Raw genomic sequence first — 19,551 nt, forward strand, 5'->3', positions numbered from 1 at the left:
TCGATTATCCCAATTATGTAGTTTGATTGTTTGTTCCTTATTAAACTATTGTTAATGGGATGTAAAGACGAGCCTTTATGACTAATTTATTTTTTGATAAACAACGAAATATCGCCTATGCTACAATTATACAATAAGTAGGGGAAAGTTTTTCCTGTTTCGAAATCTGAAGGAGTGATCGCTGTATGGACCGTGTCATATGGAAGCGAATCTGGCGCACATTGATGCTCATTGCCGGATTAGTAGCATTTGTGCTTGCCATCGTATATGTAACTCCGCTCGTGTATCCGTTTCTGCTGGGATGGCTGCTTGCTTACGCCATAAATCCCCTTGTTAACCTGCTGCAAAAGAAATTAAAGGTACCGCGCTGGATCGGCGTAACGTTCACGCTATTGATTTTTGTCGCCGCAATGGTGACCATCGTTTCCGCCCTGGTGACACGAATCGTGGTGGAAATCATCCATTTGTCCAAATCGCTCAGCAGCTCCATTGACTGGTGGCGCGATCAGTTCGAAATCGTTGTCGCTTCGCCGGAAATTCAGAACCTGATAGAGAAGCTCAATGCGTTCTATCAGGAAAACCCCAACTATCATGAAACGATCAATGCCAAAATCAACGACACCGCCAATTTATTAGCGCAAACGAGTACCAATATTATAACCTATTTCTTAAACGGGATCGTTAGCATCATTACTTCGCTGCCGAATGTGGCCACCATCATGGTCGTCGTTCTGCTTGCAGCCTTCTTTATCAGTAAAGATTGGAGTCAGCATGTCAAACGCTTGACCCAATGGTTTCCCGCCGAACTTCGCAAATCCACATCGATTGTTTGGGTCGATTTACAAAAAGCGTTGTTTGGCTACGTACGCGCTCAGTTCATTATGATTTCCATCACAGCCATTGTCGTAACGGTCGGTCTGCTCATCATTGGCGTCGATTATGCGGTCACGATCGGTATGCTGATCGGGCTTGTCGACCTGCTCCCTTATCTCGGCGTCGGAGCCGCCATGGTCCCTTGGATCGCGTATACGTTTATTTATGGAGACGTATCGCTCGGAATCAGCTTATCGATTCTGTACGGCGTCATCCTCGTTGCAAGGCAAATGATTGAACCGAAGGTGCTTGCGACCAGCGTCGGCCTTGATCCACTGCCTACACTTATCGCGATGTTCGTTGGCCTTAAGCTGTTCGGCGTGCTCGGACTGATTATCGGCCCGGTTTCACTCGTTATCTTAACGGCGATACATAGAGCGAATGTATTTCGGGATTTGTATTATTTTGTTGTTCGTGGGCCGAAGCCGAAGTAGGGGGAGCATCCCCCTAGGACCCCAACTTTAAGGACCCCCTAAATCCCCCTAGAAGGGGGACCCCGAGGGACCCGTCCCTCTGGACACCCGGAAGGTTGGCGGTGAAGCTGCCGTTCAGCTCCCGAGTTACATCGTGCCCAGTACTCGCTTTCGTCCCTCCGGGACACGCTTTTGGTTTTGGCGCTCCAATGGAAAAGAAGCTTGGCCTTTGGCCAAGCTTCTTTAAGCACTATATATGGACAGTACTCGAAATTACTTCTTCTATATTCGCAACTAACACCAATAACAAATGAAATTTACCTTCTGCGAATCGTTAACGAGCCGTTCCGAAGCTTCTTCTCTAACCAGCGAAGCATGAGTAACCGATAGAACGGCCGGGTGAATGGGAGCAGCAAGGTGACGCCTATGATGTCGGTGAAGAAGCCTGGCATGAGTAGGAGCAAGCCGCCTATGAGCACGCAGATCCCGTTTAGCATGGCGTGGCCCGGAGGTCTGCCGCTTTGGATTTGGGCTTGGACGTCCATGAAGGCCTTGCGTCCTTCGCTTCTTGCGAGCTGTGCGCCGGCGAAACCGGTAATGAGGATAAGGCCAAAGGTTGACCAGCCGCCGATGATGTGTCCCATTTTGATAATGCCCCACATCTCGATTGCGGGAACGATAATAATTGCGGCAATAATCCATTTCAGCATATTAACTGCCTCCCTCTTCCTTGTTCGGCACTGGCCCGTTTCCTTCCGATGCCGCCTTCATCATGCTGTAAAGCTCCGGAAGCAGCTTATCCAGCCGCGAAGGCCGCCAATCCCGGTTAACCCACACATGCCGGGTACCGCCTCGCACAAGCAGCTTTCCGGGCGGTTCAGCGCCTGGAAACCAACCGAGCGTTTGGTGTTCCATGTCATCGACGAGCCGAATCTCCGAACGAAACGATACTCGGATCGGCGAGAATTGGTCCAATCGCGTACAAATGATGACGTTGTTATCATACCGAGCCGGCGATACATAGGAACAATCCAAATCGACGACTGGCAGCAATAAACCTTGCTTCTCAATCGTGTCATAGGTCATCCCCAAAGCCCGCACGAACTCCGTACGACCAATTTCAAACCATGTCACATAGTTCCCATGAAACACTACGCCCATCTGATCCGTTTCCTGATAACGAACGCGAAGAGGATGCAAATACCAGAGAACGGACTCTTTGTCTGCTTCCGTCATGCTTTGATCAATCCTTTACCTTTGTAATCTATGGAGAGTAATGTAACGCATTCATACTAATACGGCTAAACTCAGCTTTAAGATGCAACATCCATGCATTTCCTTCGACCATTCCAACACCGAATAGCCAAAAAGCGACGGTGCTTGCGCACCATCGCTTCATTTTAGTCAACAATCTTTACATTACTTTAGCTTGACCGGAGTAGATAACGCCAACTTCAGCGTAGACCGTTACTTCGGATCCGTCCTGCAGAAGCTCAAGCGCGTTCTGAACGCCCAGTACAACAGGGATTCCAAGGTTCAGCGCCACGATTGCCGCATGGCTTGTGATGCCGCCTTGTTCGGTAATAACTGCAGCTGCCTTCTGAATCGCAGGCATGTATTCTCTGTCAGTGGAAACCGTTACGAGAATGGAGCCTTCAGTCGTCTTGGCAATCGCCTCTTGTGGAGTACGTGCTACAACCACTTTACCGGTTGCGCTTTGGCTGCCGATCCCTTGACCTTTAGCAATCATTTCACCGATTGTGTGGATCTTGATCAGGTTCGTCGAACCGGAGCGTCCAACCGGAACACCGGCCGTAATGATAACCGTATCGCCTAGCTTCACGATACCGGAGTTGATTCCGCCTTGTACCGCGATATCGAACATTTCATCCGTTGTTTCAGCAGGTGTGCCCAGAACCGGGATAATCCCCCAGATGAGTGCCAGACGGCGCATTACTTGCTCTTGCGGAGTTACTGCCACGATTGGCGATTTCGGACGGTATTTGGAAACCATACGTGCCGTATAACCGCTCTCAGTGGAAGTGATAATCGCTTTAGCATCCAGATCAAGAGCCGAGTTAGCAACGGCTTGGCTGATTGCTTCCGTTACTGTCGTTTGTTGTGCTCTTGCTTGCTTCGTGAAAATCTCACGGTAATCAAGCGCCGACTCCGCACGCATAGCGATACGGGACATCGTTTGAACGGATTCTACCGGATATTTACCGGCAGCTGTTTCACCGGAAAGCATGATTGCATCCGTACCGTCAAAAATCGCATTCGCTACGTCACTCGCTTCCGCACGAGTCGGACGCGGGTTGCGCTGCATGGAATCCAGCATTTGCGTAGCTGTGATTACCGGTTTACCTGCACGGTTACACTTCTGAATCATTTGCTTCTGAACCAGCGGTACTTCTTCAGCCGGAATTTCAACGCCGAGGTCGCCGCGGGCAACCATTAGGCCGTCGGATACTTCAAGAATTTCATCGAGGTTGTCCACGCCTTGCTGGTTCTCGATTTTGGAAATGATTTGGATGTGGCTCGCGCCGTGCTTCTCAAGCAATTCGCGGATTTCAAGAACGTCTGTCGCTTTACGAACGAAAGAAGCGGCAATGAAATCAATGCCTTGCTCGATACCGAACACGATATCGTTAGCGTCCTTCTCCGTAATACCAGGCAGGGAAATATGCACGCCCGGAACGTTAACGCCTTTCTTGCTCTTGATCGGACCGCTGTTTACGATACGGCAAAGAATTTCGGTGCCTTGCACTTCTTCAACCGTAAGACCGATCAAACCGTCATCGATTAGAATGGTGGAACCCACTTCAACATCTGCAGGCAGGTTCGCATACGTGACGGGAATACGGTTCTTGTCACCAAGAATTTCTTCCGTGGTGAGTGTGATCGTTTCGCCTTGATTCAGTTCAATCGGCTCTTCTTTCAGTTTGCCGAGGCGAATTTCCGGACCTTTCGTATCCAGCAGGATAGCAACGGTTTTGCCAAGCTCGGAACAAGCTTGACGAATGTTCTTGATCCGGTTGCCGTGCTCTTCAAAGTCGCCGTGCGAGAAGTTAAGACGCGCGACATTCATGCCGGCATTGATTAGTTTCTTCGTATTTTCCAGCGATTCGCTGGATGGGCCGATCGTACATACGATTTTCGTTTTACGCATAAGTAAATTCCATCCTCCGTCTGATACGTTCACATTTAACTTAACATTGATTACACTTGCGCTGATTCGATCTCGTCCAAAATCAGCTCGGCTTCCGGCTCAGGAGCGCGAAATTGACCGATTTTACGGAATTTATTGTAACGATCCGCAACAAGCTCCTCAGAGGAAAGCTTGGACAGCTCACCAAGATGGCGCCAGATCGCTTCTTTAATCGTCTCGGACTGCACAGCCAGGTCGCGATGCGCCCCGCCTTGCGGTTCCTTGATAATCTCTTCCACTATGCCAAACTCAAGCAGATCGCCAGCCGTAATTCTCATAACCGCAGCCGCTTCATCTGCACGGGAAGCATCTTTCCATAGGATGGATGCCGCACCGTTTGGCGAAATAACCGAGTAAATCGCATTCTCCAGCATAAGCACGCGATTGCCGACACCAAGTGCCAACGCACCGCCGCTGCCGCCTTCCCCGATGACCACACAAATGATCGGCACGCCGAACATGGCCATTTCGCGGAGATTACGAGCGATCGCCTCGGACTGACCGCGCTCCTCCGCCGTATTCCCTGGATATGCGCCTTTCGTATCGATTAACGTTACAATAGGACGTCCGAACTTATTCGCCTGCTGCATGAGTCTCAGTGCTTTACGGAATCCTTCCGGATGCGGACTTCCGAAGAAACGAGCAATGTTGTCCTTCGTATCTTTACCTCGCTGATGGCCGATTACCGTAACCGGTACGCCGTTCAGCTTAGCAAGTCCTCCCACAATAGCAAGATCATCTGCAAATAGACGATCACCATGGAGCTCGATGAAATCGGTGAAAATCATCCCTATGTAATCCAGAGAGGTAGGACGGCCATGATGACGCGCCAAGTGCATTTTCTGCGCCGGCGTCAGCTCATCATAAAGCTCTTCCTGCAACTGTTTACAACGGTCCTCCAGTCGGCTGATTTCATCGGTGAAATCGATGCCTGACTCTTGTCCGAATTTCTTCAGCTCTTCGATCTTCTTCTGCAGCTCGTTAAGCGGCTTCTCAAACGGCAGCTCACCCGCCATTGATAATTTCCCCCTTTACCGAATGCATATCAAGCAATTTAGCTAGCGTTGCTTTCATTTCTTTGCGGTGAACCACTTTATCAAGCTGTCCATGCTGTAAATTGAATTCCGCTGTTTGGAAATTGTCCGGCAGCTTCTGACGAATCGTCTGCTCGATAACCACTCGTCCGGCAAAACCGATAAGAGCACCCGGCTCGGCCAAGTTAAAGTCGCCAAGCATCGCAAAGCTTGCGGAGACGCCGCCTGTCGTTGGATCGGTTAAAACGGAAATATACAGACCGCCGTCGCCTTGGAACTTTGCAAGTGCTGCGCTTGTCTTGGCCATTTGCATCAAGCTGAGAATACTTTCTTGCATCCGCGCACCGCTGGAAGTAGAGAAAATAAGAAGCGGCAGCTTCTTCGCATGGGCTTGTTCAATCGCTCGCGTGATTTTCTCACCGACAACCGATCCCATACTGCCTGCAAAGAAATCAAAGCTCATGAAAGCGGCGACGACCGGCAATCCGCCGATCGTCCCCTCTCCTGTAACAACCGCATCTTTAAGACCGGAGCTCTTCTTCTGTGCTTCCAGCTTGTTTGCATAACCCGGGAAAGGAAGCGGATCAACCGACTCCAGATCCGCATCATACTCAACCAAACGCCCTTCATCGAGCGTAATGGCGATTCGTTCCCAAGCGTTCAGCCGGAAATGGTGGCCGCAGCCCGGGCATACTTTTAAGTTTTTCTCGACTTCTTTGCTGAATTGAATATTGCCGCACTTCGGACATTTGGACATTAAGCCTTCCGGAATATCCGGCTTCGTTCTCGGCTGGCCCGAAGGAATTGTGGCATATTTCTTTTTATGAAATAAGTCCTTGAACACAAAAGACACCTCTTTGGGGGCGCAAAGTTTGGAATGTACTTCACTGCGCTGGTAGAACGCAGTAGTTTAACATTTAGTTCGTTGCGCTTATGAGTATGCAGTAGTTTAGAATGTACCTCTGTAAACGCAACAGTACTGAATTTACACGCTGCGCGTTAGGTACGCAATAGTTTTTTTACATCGCCCGCGCTTAGGTACTCCGTAATTGGAAATTAACGTTGCGAGTTGAGAATGTTATTTAACACTTCCTGCACTTCTTCCAGTTCGCCAGATGGGACCAATATTTCGTACTGTTGCTTGGAAACATTAATCGGTCTGATCTTTACGAGAAACCCTTCTTGGGTCAGCCGGTTTTTAATGCTCTCCGCAATTTTTGCCGTCGGCGCGATGTAGATAACCGTCCACATGAAGGAACCCCCTGAGCATTAATAAAAGATCATCTGCGCGTACATGTAAACGCATTGGCCGCAATATAAACACACGTTATCTGGGCATATGATGTCATAATGATACCATATGTTTAGTTTTCACCGCAACGCCACAAGGCTGGAAGCGATTTTGAGCCCCGAGAGAGGCTCTCCCCGTTTAAGGACGATCTTCAACTTCGTACCGGTTAGCCTTCGGATCCTGATGCGCGATACGTGCGGATGCCGCAGCAGCCAGACCGGCTACCAAATCATCCAGAAAAACATGCACATGCTGGCCTTTCTCGTTCAATTTGCGAATGATGCCCGGCTTTACTTTGTCCAAGTAGCCAAAGCTTGTGAGGCCGATCATCCCATATACGTTTGTAATGCCAAGAGCCAGCGTTTCGTCCACCCCGTAGAGGGACTCATCTGCCTCCATAATCGCCTGAAGCGGCTCCGGGAGCAGCTTGCGTTCCGCTAACTCATCGAGGGCAATGCCTGTAAACAGCACATATTGCACCTCGCGTTTATTAAGTACCGTATGCACACTCTCTTCGCATTCTTGGTAAGTGAGATCCGGATTATAAGGACGCTGCAGCGAAAATACGATATCCGCAACATCACCAACTGAAACACCACGTCTGTTAAGCCATTTTTCCATGTCGGACGACACTGTTCATCCCCCCGCATCTGCTTGTACGAATCGGGCGGAGCGCCAGCGGCCAACGACCATCGTCAGCTGACAAACGCCAGTCCGCACAAGCGGCGAAATGCAGAGCCATCAAGCTCTGTGTCTCCTAAATGTATGCAGGCGCGTTACAACTTGTGCCTGGCTTCACAAAACGATTATTCGTGCCGGATAGAGCGAGTTCAGCATCATTCGACCTGTGTTCTGACACTCGCTCAGGTTGTCCTTTATTATTTCACGACCGCCGAGCCTTTACCAAAAATCGACTCGATCTGCTGCAGCAGCTGCGGCGAGGGCTTGATTCGGAATGCATCGCTTAGAGCGACCGTTCGGCCTTCCCGCTCATAGAACAGCACGGTCTCATAAGTACCCGCGCTTCCTCCGAGCAGGGCCTTCAGCTTCTCAAGCGCAGCGGAATCCTCGCGTCCTGCAGCGATCTTGATATAGAGCCGCTGCGGACGTTTGGCCGGCGCTGATGTCTTAGCGGGCCCGGCTTGCGCTGCGGAAGAGCCCGTTGCCGGAGCACGATCTTCCGCGGCGTAGTTCTTCGCGGAAGCCGCCGGCTTCTCGGCATCCTGCGCGGCAGCACCGGACGGAGCCGCCGAAGGCTTCGCTTGCGCTTGAGGCGCAGCGGCCGCTCTCGCGCCCGCGGACGCCGTCTTCGCAGGCTGCGCCGAAGCCGGCTGCGTACCGGCAGGCCCGCCTCCGCCTTTGCGATCCGCGGCGCCCGAAGCGCCGCCGGCAGTCCGCGCGGCCTTGCTGCGCGCTTGCCGCTGCAGGCGCTGCACCTGCGAGGCTGCGTCCTGACCAGGCCCGCCTCCGCCGAGCAGAGCAACATCCTCGATCAGCAGCTTATAATCCTCGTCCTGATGCTGCACATTCGCGAGGACGAGTACCAAGCTGCCGGGATCGAGCATGTTCGAGTGCCGCTGCCAAATCGTCGGAAAAGCGACAGCTTCCACCCGCATAATGCGATCCTCGATTTCCAGAAATGCCATCGATTGACCTTTGCGCGTCGTAAACGGCTTCACCGACACCACCATCGCGGCTACGACAGCGAAAGAGCCTTCAGGCGCTTCGGATAGATCAACAAGGCGATCGAGCGGCAATTCTTCGAGCAATTCCTTATGGTCGTCAAGCGGATGGCCGGACAAATACATGCCGAGCAGCTCCCGCTCGAGCGCAAGCAGCTGTCCCGTCGTAAACGGCCGTACCTCCGGCATCTCGATATCCCAGTTCTGCACCTCATCGAAGCCGAACAGTTCGATCTGCAATTCCTCGCGTTCCTTGCGCCATTTGAGCGCGGCATCGACCGTCTCATCCAACACCGCAATCAGCTGCGCACGGTGACCTGCCAATGAATCGCAAGCGCCTGCTTGAATTAACGACTCCAGCACCCGTTTGTTCACTACGCGCAGGTCGACTCTTCGGCACAGGTCAAGCAAGCTGTCAAACGGACGTTCTGCCCGCTCCTTCAGCAGCGAATCGATCGCCTGCGTGCCGACGTTCTTGATCGACGCCAAGCCGAAGCGAACCGCTCCGTTTACCGGCGTGAACGTCACGCTGCTCTCATTCACGTCCGGCGGCAGCACATCAATGCCCATCCGGCGGCATTCATCCACATATTCTGCCGTTTTGCGCTGGCTTCCCGTCACGGATGCCAGCATGGAAGCCATAAACGCAACAGGATGATTCGCTTTCAACCATGCCGTTTGGAAAGCCAATACGCCATAGGCGGCGGCATGCGCGCGCGGGAAACCGTAATCGGCGAAACGGACGATCATATCGTAAACCGCATTGGCATCCGTTTTCTCGTACCCTTGAGCTAAGCTGCCCTCCACGAAGTGAGCGCGCTGTTCATCCAGCACTTCGCGCTTCTTCTTGGATACGGCACGGCGGAGCAGGTCCGCTTCTCCCAGCGAGAAACCCGCCATCGACGAGGCAATCTGCATAATCTGCTCTTGATAAACGATGATGCCATACGTATCGGCCAGAATCGGTTTCAGCGATGGATGGGGATATTCAACCTCCACATGCCCGTGCTTGCCTTGAATGAATTTCGGTATAAACTCCATCGGGCCCGGCCGGTAAAGCGCAAGTACCGAAACGATATCTTCGAATTGCGTCGGCTTTAGCTCTTTGAGCACGCGGCGAACACCGGCAGACTCCAACTGGAAAATGCCCGTCGTTTCACCGCGTGTCAGCATCTCGTATGTGGACGGATCCTGATCCGAAATAAAACGGAAATCGACCGTGATGCCCTGTTGTTCCTTCACCCAGTTGAGTGTCCGTTCAAGGATGGAAAGCGTGCGCAGTCCGAGAAAGTCCATCTTGAGCAATCCCACGGATTCCAGATGTTCCATGGAATACTGCGTTAACGCCGTACGCTCACTCCCGGCTTGAAGCGGCACATAGTGCGTCAGCGGCTCGCCGGAAATCACAACTCCGGCAGCATGCGTCGAAGCATGGCGCGGCATGCCCTCTACCTTCAAGGCCATCCGCAGCAAATCGCCTGTCTTCGGCTGGCGCTCGGTAGCCTCGCGAAGCTCCGCGCTCATCCGCAGCGCTTCTTCCAGCGAAATGCCCAGCTGGTTCGGGATAAGCTTCGCAGCCCGATCCACTTCGGCGAAAGGAACAGCCATCGCGCGGCCGACGTCGCGCACGGCAGCTTTGGCCGCCATCGTTCCGAACGTAATGATTTGGGCCACATGCTCCTCGCCATATTTGGCTGAGACATAATTAATTACTTCGTCGCGTCGCTCATCATTAAAATCGATATCGATATCGGGCATGGAGATCCGTTCCGGATTTAGGAATCGCTCGAACAACAGCTTGTATCTGATCGGGTCTACGTCGGTAATATTCAGCGTATAGGCAACCAAGCTGCCGGCAGAGGAGCCCCTCCCCGGACCTGTCCGAATGCCCTGCTCATGGGCAAAACGAATGAAATCCCAAACGATGAGGAAATAGTCGCTGAAGCCCATTTTATCAATGACGCCCAGCTCGTACTCCAATCTCGTCACGGCTTGCACCTTTGCGCGGGAATCATCGGCCCAATCCGGATTTCCGGCATATCGGGCTTCCAATCCTTCATGACATAAAGCGGCCAAATAAGCCGACGACGACATTCCGGTTGGAATCGGGCTGAACGATGGAAGCAGTGCTCGGCCAAACGTCAGCTCCAAGTTGCATTTCTCGGCAATTTCCACCGTGCGCGCAACCGCTTCCGGCGCCTGACGGAACAGCATCGTCATCTCGTCCGCGCTCTTCAAATACATCTGATCCGTCAGCATTTGCAGCCGGTCTTCATCTTCGATGGTTTTGCCTGTGCCGATGCAGATCAGTACATCCTGCACGGCGGCATCCGTCGATTTCAAGTAATGCACGTCGTTCGTCGCAACGGTCTTGATGCCTGTTTCCTTCGCCAGCGCAAGCGTCGCCTGCAGCACTTTCTTCTGCTCCAGCATGCCGTGATCTTGCAGCTCCAAGTAGAAGTCATCGCCGAAAATATCACGGTACCTGTTCGCCGATCGAAGCGCATGCTCCGTACGGTCATGCAGCAGATGCTGGGCAATCTCGCTTCCCAAACAGGAGCTGAGACAAATAAGCCCCTCCGCATGCTGCGAGAGCGATTCAAAGTCGATACGCGGCTTGTAATGGAAGCCTTCCAGATGTCCGATCGAGCTCAGCTTCATCAAGTTTCGATAGCCGGTCTCATTCTTGGCAAGCAGGATGAGATGATAAATCGGGTTATCTTTGCGAGCGCCCTTCTCGAAGCGCGAGCCTGTCGTCAAATAAACCTCGCAGCCGATAATCGGCTTGATTCCTTGTGCCCTGCAGGCTTTATAAAACGGAACTGCGCCGTACATGACGCCATGGTCCGTAAGTGCCAGCGCCTTCATGCCAAGCGCGGCCGCTTGATCCACTAGATCCCGGATTCTTGCAGCCCCATCGAGCAGGCTGAATTCGCTATGAACGTGTAAATGTACAAAGTCTGGTCCGCCGCTCATCGCTATTCCTTCTTTCTTTCTATCGAAGCATCATTTTATACTAGTTTATCATATTGAACCCCTCCTCGCCCATAGAATGGACTAGGGGACGAGCATGACGTCCTCTCATTCCACGGGAAGGGTGAACGTATAAATGGACTCCTTCTTATCCAAAGCGACGATAGATTTCTTCATTGCCTTCGGCGTTGTATTCGGCGGCTCCATGCTGGCGGGCATCGGATCTGTATTCGTATTGGCAGCACCGGCAGCCATTATGCTGGAAACCGCTTCAAGGCTGAAAATATGGGCGCTGGTAGCGGCCGTTGGCGGAACGATCGACCCGATGCGCGTCATTGAAAGCAACATGATAGAAGGACATCTCTCGCCGGTTGTGCTGCAAATCGCGTATATTCTGTGTGCTTTTCTCGGTGCGCATATGGGAACTGAGCTTATCCGGTGGTTATGCAGAGGGGCGGTCTGACCGATGAGGGTACCGCCTTTCGAACGATTTACGAGGCTGATGCAAGCGGCTGCTTATGTCGTGCTGGGCTCCATATTAGGCGCGATGGTCTATCACGCCATCTTCTTTATGAATTTCAATGCGCTCCGCGACAGCAACACGGCGCTTGAGGATAAGCTGATTGACTACGAGGATCGAATCAAGAAGCTGAATAAATTTAAAGACCAGCATACCGTTATTCAGAGCGTTCAGCCGATTTTGCTGGATAATAAAGGGAGCGATGGGGCTCCCATTTCAAATGAACAAGTCAAATTAGCGCTTAAAAACAAATTGAAAACAGACTTATCCGTCTTCGTAGGCACCAGTATCTACAAAATCAATTCAAATGCCGAGCTTTCCTGGGATCTGCTGGACCGCAAAATTTACGCCGTGGAAGGCAAGGAGTTCGTTGTGCAAATTCGCACGATGCTCGTTGTCGATAATGTGCTTCAAGTGTGGTTCAAAGCCACGCTCAATCAACGACAGATTAATTGATCCTGCATCGGCACTCGCCGTTTCACTTGCAGCTGTCATTCATGGTACAATAAGGCACATATTGAAAGCTGCACAGCTTAAAAGGAGATGCTTGTTTTACTATGGTCAATGCATTACATTGGGCGATCGTTATTATCATTTGCGGCACATCGCTGCTCTCGGTTTATTTCAGCTTCCAGGCACGCCGCTCTACCGACACGCGCGTGCGCGGGTTAAACGCAGCACGGATGAATATGAGTATGGGCATCATGCTAATCTTCATTGCTTTGTTTATGATGCTTGCCTACAGCGGCTCCACGGTAAAAGTTATCATCGGCGCTCTGTTTATCGTTCTGGGTCTGTTCAACCTGTTCGCGGGACTGCGCAACGGCAGCGTTTATCGCTCGATGAAAGGTTAATACGGATCTATCAGCTGCGCCGTAAGCAGCGCTTTGGCAGCAAGGCCGCCGGGGTCTTTCAACTCAATTTCGAGCTTGGCGCTCTTGCGGCTCATCTCCAGTAAACTCGGCATAATGACCACTTCGCTTTCCAGCTGGACAGGTCTTACGAAGTACGTCGTCATGCTTTCGATGACATAATCCCGCTTCCCGAGCTCCCGAATTAATCCCCGCGCCGCCTGATTCATGAGTGTAACCAATACGCCTTCCGAGATGGTTCCGAATGTTCCGGACATCTGCGGCGTAATTCTTCCCTCGTACAGCCAATCTCCACCTTGCTCGCTTTCTTTCTTCTCAAATCCCGCTCCGATCAATTCATCGAAGGTTTCACCGGATTCTTTCTGTTTCCCGGCATACCGCATCGCTTCCAATACTTCGCTTCGGCTGAGCGCCGCAAGCAGTTTGCGATTCTTATCGACGATCGGCAGCAGGTCGATGCCTTCGGCTGCCATCGTATGTGCCGCCGAAGCAATCGGAATGTTCGGCGCAGCCGTAATCGGGCTTCGCGTCATCAGCCGCTCTACCAGCTGGGAATCCTGTGCGCCTTCGGCATCCTTTGCCGTCATAATCCCGACGACCCTGCCCCGATCATCCAACACGGGGAACCGCGTTCCCCCGACACGGCTGGCCAGCGAAACATAATCCGCTTTCGTCTCGCCGAGTCTCATCGTTTCAACCGGACGGCTGTAGGTGACGATGTCTTCGACCAGCATGATTTTCTGACGGATCAATCGGTCAAACATGGCGCGGTTAATCATCGAAGCGACGGTAAACGTATCGTGTTTGGAGGAAATAATCGGCAACCCTTTCTCATCCGCCAGACGTTTCATATCCTCGCTGGTGCCGAATCCCCCCGTAATTAACACGCCGGCCCCCTGCTCAAGCGCGCAGCCGTGTGCCCCTTGCCTGTTACCGACAATCAACAGACTTCCAGCGTCAATATAACGGACCATCGCATCGAGCTCCATCGCACCGATGACGAATTTATGCAGGGTCTTCACAAGTCCCGCCGCTCCGCCTATCAATTCACCTTGCACAATATCGAGCACTTCTCCGAACGTTAACCGGTCCAGCGATTCCCGGTTCTTCCGCTGTATACGTACGGTGCCGATCCGCTCTTTGGTGCTGACAAGCCCGGTTGCTTCCGCTTCTTTGATCGCCTTATATGCAGTGCCTTCACTGACTTCCAGCTCCTCGGCCATCGTGCGTACAGAAAGTTTCGTACCAATTTCGAGCTGCTGGATATACTGCATGAGTCGCTCATGTTTCGTCTGCGATTCAAGTCCCTTTTCTCCTGTTATCACAGTGGCCCCCCTTACTTGTTTCAACCAATTCCTCGGCTTGTTCTAGTTCTATATTAGCAGATGCTCTTCCTGCCGGCACATCTGCGGAGCGGTCAAGTATCTTGGAAAAAGGGCCTTTCCCCCATGTTTTTCATGATGTCCGCCAATCACCAAGGGGTAGATGTCCTCATATGATGAAAGTAATTCGTGTGAAAATCCCATAGACCGCAAGCTGCACGTCGTCATCCTCCAGCTTGGAAGGAGATCCGTCGATGCTGAAATCGAAAGTCGCCGTTCAGGTGATCAGCCCAGGCATCTTGCCGGATGATGCCATTATGCTCGGTGATGCTTATTTGAGACAGTGGAAAATACCGCAAGGACAGCCGATCATGCTGAAATTCGGTGCATTCCGCCACTATGTAAAAGTCGTCCCGGTCGAGCGGTTTGACGGTATGCGTATTGGGCAAAGCTTAGCCCGCAAAATGGGGCTGATCTCAAGCACCACACTACGAATCCGCTACCGGCAAGAGAACGCCACACTCTCGGTTGGCCCGCTAATCGGCGTGCTTATCAGCCGTGATGATCCGGAAGCCAGGGATCGGCCGTTTGGAACCATCACTATGTTCTGCAAGGAACTCGTAGACGCCTGCGAAGCGCAAGGCGCTCATGTTTATTTCTTCACACCGGATCATATTACAGACAATTTCAACACGCTCGAAGGCTGGGTCTATTCCGATGGCTGGCGGAAAGTACCAGTACCTGCACCGGACGTTGTCAACAATCGTCTGACCTCTCGCAAGCTCGAAAACCGTCCAAATGTACAGCTCTTCATTAAAGAAACCAAGCATCGTCATAACAGCGTCGTGTTCAATGAGAAGTTTCTCGATAAAGCCGAAGTGTTCGATGCCCTTGTAAAGGATCCCGCTCTCGTTCGCTATTTACCCGAATCCCATGTGCTTCGCGGGTTGCAGGTGTTGAAGTCGATGTGCTCCAAACATAATACCGTCTTCTTGAAGCCGGTACGCGGCAGCTTGGGCAAAGGCATCATCCGGATCTCCCGACTGGATACGGACTCCTATTCCGCACAGTATGCAACGACACTCGGCACGCGCAGGCAGCATTTTGGCGGCATTGATAAGCTCTATGCTTCCCTCGCAGGCAAAATGAAAACGGTGCGCTATCAAATTCAGCAAGGGCTGCATTTGATCGACATCATGGGAAGGCCTGTCGACTTCCGCGCGCTCGTGCAGAAGAACGAAACCGGCAAATGGGCGCTTACCTCCATTGTGGCACGAACGGCCGGCAACCATCATTTCGTGTCCAACCTGGCACGCGGCGGCACGCTCAGCACCGTGAAAGAAGCGGTCGCCAAATCCAATTTGTCCGGCTCAAATGCTCAAGACGCACCCGGAAAGCTGCAGCGGGCAGCGCTTGAAATCGCCAAAGGGATCGACGCGCACATTCCCGCCCATTTCGGCGAGCTCGGCATCGACTTAGCGCTTGACGCCAGCGGCCGGGTGTGGCTGCTCGAAGTGAATTCCAAGCCATCCAAGAACGACAATACACCGCTTCAGGATAAGAAAATCCGTCCTTCCGTTCGAAATATGGTGCGTTATGCAAGACATTTGGCCGAATTTTAACGAAAAGGAGGAAGCGGTGATGGCTGAGAATCCGTGCAGCAGCGTCCTCGGTATTATGATTAGCGAACCCTCTCATGTACCTTCCTCAAGCGCCGGCGGAGACGATTCCCCTCCGGTGATGCCTGAGGATCTATTTTGCCGCCGTTTATCCCGGTTTGGGCAATCCATCGGCCTATTCGTCTATTTATTCTGCGCTTCCCAAGTCGCAGGCGGCTCATCTCGATTGATTAATGGCTTCCGTCTAAAGCACGGCCGGTGGCAGCAAGGAAGCTTCCCGCTTCCCGATGTGCTCTATGACCGTTCGCTTCCCAGGACGAATGTCCAATATAAGCTAGCAAGCTGCGCACTTGCGGAACTGAAACGACTGAAGCCGTATATACTGCTGAATGGTTCGCTTCCCGGCAAACTAGACGTTTATCGGGAGCTCGAACGCGATTCGCAGCTGTCGCCGTGGCTCCCTTCCACCTATAAGTACGAGGGAGCGTCTGATCTTACGCAGCTGATGAAGCAATATCCCGAAGGCTTATTTCTCAAACCCTCTGCAGGCAGCCACGGAAAAGGCGCATTGCGACTGCTTCGGAGAGACGACGGCTGGCACATTGACGGCCGCGACCGGAAGAACCGCCCCCTTGCGGTGATATACGACAATTGGCAGGACGCATGCCGATGGATCCATCGCTTCGTCGCTTCCGTGACGTATATCGTTCAGCCTTACTTGCCCCTTACCGGCAAGGATGGCCGCTCATATGATGTTCGGGTATTAATCCAGAAAGACGAATCGGGCAAATGGTCGTTCACAGGTGCAGCTGTTCGAACCGGGGAGCGGGGAAGCGTTACCGCCAACTTGCATGGCGGCGGATCTGCCCAAGGGGCTCTTGAGGCATTAACGGAACAGTTCGACAGCGAAACCGCCGGACGGCTGCTCGGACGAATTCGCTGGATCAGCGAACGGGCGGCGGCGGCGCTGGAGAATCATTTTGGCAGGCTCGCCGAGCTCGGCATCGACTACGGTATTGAGCAGGGCGGCCGGGTCTGGCTGCTTGAAGCCAATGCCAAACCCGGACGGAAGGCACTTGAAGGTGACGAGAGCGCTGCAAGGCTGGCCGTTGAACGACCGATCCGTTACGCCATGAAACTCGCCGCTCACAGACAGCCGGTTTATCAGTTTGGACGAAATCAAAGGAGATACATCCAGGAGGTTCATCCATGAGTTTGACATCTTGTCATGTACACTTCTCACCATCAAGCGACCGAATCGTTTACCTGTCGGGCTCACTCCTTAAATCGCTGAAGCTCTCCGGCAAAAAAACCATTCAGCTTAAGCTTGGTCATGAAAGCATAACTGCTGCCGTAAAGCCGATCGATCGGCAAGGCCATCACCTCTACCTCTCCGCAGGCGTTCGCCAATCCATCCGGGTTCCGAAGGCAGGCAGTATTTCTTATATCCAAGGCAGTGATAATGAGGTTCAAATCGGACCTCTCATCGGCGTGCTGACAGATGGCAGCCGCTCCGCCGATTCTCCTTTTGGCGCAAGATCGGGGTACATCCGGCAGCTGCTAAAAACAGGAGAACGCAAAGCCTATTTCTTCGCCTTTACGCCGCGCGATGTAAACTGGAATCAAGGAACGATTAATGGGTATTTCCTGAACAGTACGGGAAGCTGGTACCGCAAAGTCGTTCCGCTCCCTGATGTCGTTTACAACCGCCTCCCAAGCCGCATCGCCGAGACTACAGCTTCGATTATGTCGCTGAGGGAGAAATTTATCCGTAAAGGCGTACCGTTCTTCAACTGGAGCTTCTTCAATAAATCCGATGTTTATAAGCTGCTCGATAAGGATGTGGAAGCGCTGGAGCATTTGCCGGAATCGGTGAATAACCCGCGTGCCGACAAAATCAAAGAGATGCTTGAGAAACATCAATTCATTTATTACAAACCTTCTGCCGGCAGCCTCGGCATCGGGATTTATCGACTGACGTATCATCCGAAACGCGGCTATTTTGCCAGATACCGCAGAGGGGATACGAATGTGCTGCTTCGTTTCACGAGCTTCAGCAGCCTTATGCGCATGCTGGAATCGAGACATGGCAGCGGACTTGGTCGTTATGTCAGCCAGCAAGGCGTGCGATTAATCGAAATTGACGGATGTCCGATCGACTTCCGTTTCCATATGCACAAGAATGGCAGCAACAAATGGGTGCCGGTGGGCATCGGCGCGAAGAAAGCCGGACGCGGCAGCGTCACCACGCATATCAAGAACGGCGGCCAGCTGCTGACTCCGGAACAGGCGCTCAGCCGGGCCTTCGGAGATCGTTCGGACGAAATCTTGACGAAAGCCAAGGATGTCTCGGTGAAGCTGTCGGAAGCGATTGAACGCAATTTCCCGCACACGCTTGGTGAACTCGGGCTTGATATCGGCATCGACAAGGACGGTGAGGTTTGGATGTTTGAAGCCAACGCCAAGCCGGGCCGATCGATCTTCAGCCATCCCGCCCTGCGTGCGCAAGGACGTGATTCCGTAAGTCATATTCTGGATCATTGCATGTATCTAAGCAGGTTCACGGGGCAAGGAGGCGAAGCTTAATGGCACTCGTTATTCACGAGGATACGGCGGCGGTAGATGAAGCCGCCTCCATTCAGCGTAAGCAGCCGGTTCTCGCTATCTTAACGATAGAAGACGATATACAGCTATTTCGAGGCAATCGCGGAAACTTTGCAGACATCATTGCTATGGGCACCGAGTTTGGTTTTCTGGTTTACGTCCTGACTGTCAAGCAGCTGAAGCTTCAGCGCAAGCTGCTTGACGGCTTCACCTTCAACACGGCTACCGAGAGCTGGGAGCTGGGGAAATTCCCGCTGCCCGACCTCATCTATAACAGGATTCCGCTCCGCGAAGATGAGCTTCAGCCGGAAGTGAAACGTAAAATTGCGGCATGTGTCAAACATCCCCGCATCCAGCTCTTCAATCCTGCTTTTTTCAACAAGTGGAGTCTGTTCAAATGGTTGAAGCAGTCGCGCACGACTCAGCCGTTCATTCCGGCAACGCGCCGCCTGCTTACGATAAGCGGACTCGGCAAAATGATGCTGAAGCATAAATTTTTATACCTCAAACCGGTCAGCGGCAAAGCCGGAAAAGGTATTATGACGATCCAGCTGCAGCAGGAAAAGCCGCTTCCCTACCGCTTGAAGATTCAAGGGGATCGCGGGAGTACGACTTACAATTGCGGCACGATCGGGAAGCTGTGGACCCGCATTATCAAGGAAAGCAGCGGGGAGCGTTACATTGCCCAGCAGGGCATCCAGCTCGCTGCCTTTAATGAGCGCTCCTTCGATCTTCGCGCGCTTGTACAGAAGAATCGGCGGGGTCAATGGGACATCTCCGGCATCGGTGCACGCGTAGCCGGAACGTACAGCATCACGACCCATGTTCCTCGAGGCGGCAGCATCGAAGATCCGGAGAAGCTGCTTGTCAGCGTATTTGGTCAAGATGAGGCACGTAAACTGCTAGTAAAGGCCCGCAACGCTGCGTTAATAATTGCTCGTCAAATCGAGCGCGGCTCCGGCCGCCGATTGGCGGAAATGTCGATGGACCTTGGCGTGGACCAGTTTGGAGGTATCTGGTTCTTCGAAGCCAACGCGAAGCCGATGAAATTCGACGAGCCTGATATTCGCAAACGTTCGCTTGAGCGCATTTTTCACTACAGCCAGTATTTGCTCAAGCTGAAGGGTCTATAGCGAGGAG

The 19,551-nt window shown here is 52.5% G+C and carries 17 protein-coding genes; 8 read left to right on the forward strand and 9 right to left on the reverse strand.

All coding sequences use genetic code 11. From position 1 onward, the window contains the following. The first annotated feature begins 185 nt into the window (after positions 1-185). Complete coding sequence (gene ytvI / locus I8J30_RS05300) at positions 186-1,307, forward strand: sporulation integral membrane protein YtvI (RefSeq protein WP_210656156.1); 1,122 nt, start codon at positions 186-188, stop codon at positions 1,305-1,307. 296 nt (positions 1,308-1,603) lie between these two features. Here the strand turns inward: ytvI and I8J30_RS05305 are convergent, their stop codons facing one another. From I8J30_RS05305 to I8J30_RS05340, 8 genes are all read right to left on the reverse strand, one after another. Then, a complete protein-coding gene (locus I8J30_RS05305) occupies positions 1,604-1,996 on the reverse strand; it encodes an FxsA family protein (RefSeq protein ID WP_210656157.1) in 393 nt (130 codons plus the stop codon). Position 1,997: 1 nt separating this feature from the next. Then, positions 1,998-2,522: an acyl-CoA thioesterase gene (locus I8J30_RS05310; protein WP_210656158.1), complete on the reverse strand. Its 525-nt coding sequence runs from the start codon at positions 2,520-2,522 to the stop codon at positions 1,998-2,000. A gap of 178 nt (positions 2,523-2,700) precedes the next feature. Continuing rightward, positions 2,701-4,455, reverse strand: coding sequence for a pyruvate kinase (gene pyk, locus I8J30_RS05315; protein WP_091220766.1), 1,755 nt, complete (start codon positions 4,453-4,455; stop codon positions 2,701-2,703). A 50-nt stretch (positions 4,456-4,505) separates the two neighbouring features. After that, on the reverse strand, positions 4,506-5,510 hold the full coding sequence (locus I8J30_RS05320) for an acetyl-CoA carboxylase carboxyltransferase subunit alpha (RefSeq protein ID WP_210656159.1): 1,005 nt from the start codon (positions 5,508-5,510) through the stop codon (positions 4,506-4,508). Then, complete coding sequence (gene accD / locus I8J30_RS05325) at positions 5,500-6,372, reverse strand: acetyl-CoA carboxylase, carboxyltransferase subunit beta (protein WP_210656160.1); 873 nt, start codon at positions 6,370-6,372, stop codon at positions 5,500-5,502. The genes I8J30_RS05320 and accD overlap by 11 nt, the downstream gene beginning before the upstream one ends. A 212-nt stretch (positions 6,373-6,584) precedes the next feature. Next, the gene (locus I8J30_RS05330; RefSeq protein WP_090981787.1) at positions 6,585-6,779 is read right to left on the reverse strand and encodes a glutamate decarboxylase; all 195 of its coding nucleotides are present in this window, start codon (positions 6,777-6,779) and stop codon (positions 6,585-6,587) included. 178 nt (positions 6,780-6,957) lie between these two features. Further along, complete coding sequence (locus I8J30_RS05335) at positions 6,958-7,440, reverse strand: phosphatidylglycerophosphatase A family protein (RefSeq protein WP_240547924.1); 483 nt, start codon at positions 7,438-7,440, stop codon at positions 6,958-6,960. Positions 7,441-7,697: 257 nt separating this feature from the next. Continuing rightward, positions 7,698-11,477, reverse strand: a complete 3,780-nt coding sequence (locus tag I8J30_RS05340) for a DNA polymerase III subunit alpha (RefSeq protein WP_210656163.1) — start codon at positions 11,475-11,477, stop codon at positions 7,698-7,700. Positions 11,478-11,610: 133 nt separating this feature from the next. Between I8J30_RS05340 and I8J30_RS05345 the strand changes: the two genes are divergently transcribed. The 3 genes from I8J30_RS05345 (at position 11,611) to I8J30_RS05355 (ending at position 12,848) form a co-directional block, all read left to right on the forward strand. Continuing rightward, positions 11,611-11,937 (forward strand): YtrH family sporulation protein, encoded by a 327-nt coding sequence (locus tag I8J30_RS05345; protein WP_210656165.1) that lies wholly within the window; start codon positions 11,611-11,613, stop codon positions 11,935-11,937. 3 nt (positions 11,938-11,940) lie between these two features. Beyond that, on the forward strand, positions 11,941-12,450 hold the full coding sequence (locus I8J30_RS05350) for a sporulation membrane protein YtrI (protein WP_210656167.1): 510 nt from the start codon (positions 11,941-11,943) through the stop codon (positions 12,448-12,450). 101 nt (positions 12,451-12,551) lie between these two features. Further along, positions 12,552-12,848, forward strand: coding sequence for a YtpI family protein (locus I8J30_RS05355; RefSeq protein ID WP_091220782.1), 297 nt, complete (start codon positions 12,552-12,554; stop codon positions 12,846-12,848). On the opposite strand, the gene I8J30_RS05360 is transcribed toward I8J30_RS05355, so the two are convergent. Next, a complete protein-coding gene (locus I8J30_RS05360; protein WP_256256484.1) occupies positions 12,845-14,188 on the reverse strand; it encodes a DRTGG domain-containing protein in 1,344 nt (447 codons plus the stop codon). The genes I8J30_RS05355 and I8J30_RS05360 overlap by 4 nt on opposite strands. A gap of 254 nt (positions 14,189-14,442) precedes the next feature. Here I8J30_RS05360 and I8J30_RS05365 point away from each other — a divergent pair, with 254 nt between their 5' ends. Genes I8J30_RS05365 through I8J30_RS05380 form a run of 4 tightly spaced genes read left to right on the forward strand, consistent with a single transcriptional unit; the run spans position 14,443 to position 19,544 of the window. Further along, entirely contained in the window at positions 14,443-15,810 is a 1,368-nt protein-coding gene (locus tag I8J30_RS05365; RefSeq protein WP_210656168.1) for a YheC/YheD family endospore coat-associated protein, read from the forward strand. A 19-nt stretch (positions 15,811-15,829) separates the two neighbouring features. Then, positions 15,830-17,020, forward strand: coding sequence for a YheC/YheD family endospore coat-associated protein (locus tag I8J30_RS05370; protein ID WP_210656170.1), 1,191 nt, complete (start codon positions 15,830-15,832; stop codon positions 17,018-17,020). Next, positions 17,017-18,393, forward strand: coding sequence for a YheC/YheD family endospore coat-associated protein (locus I8J30_RS05375; protein ID WP_210656172.1), 1,377 nt, complete (start codon positions 17,017-17,019; stop codon positions 18,391-18,393). The genes I8J30_RS05370 and I8J30_RS05375 overlap by 4 nt, the downstream gene beginning before the upstream one ends. Then, entirely contained in the window at positions 18,393-19,544 is a 1,152-nt protein-coding gene (locus I8J30_RS05380) for a YheC/YheD family endospore coat-associated protein (protein ID WP_210656174.1), read from the forward strand. The genes I8J30_RS05375 and I8J30_RS05380 overlap by 1 nt, the downstream gene beginning before the upstream one ends. The last annotated feature ends 7 nt before the right edge of the window (positions 19,545-19,551 follow it).

It is taken from the genome of Paenibacillus lignilyticus (assembly GCF_017942085.1).
GTDB classification, from domain to species: Bacteria; Bacillota; Bacilli; order Paenibacillales; family Paenibacillaceae; genus Paenibacillus_Z; species Paenibacillus_Z lignilyticus.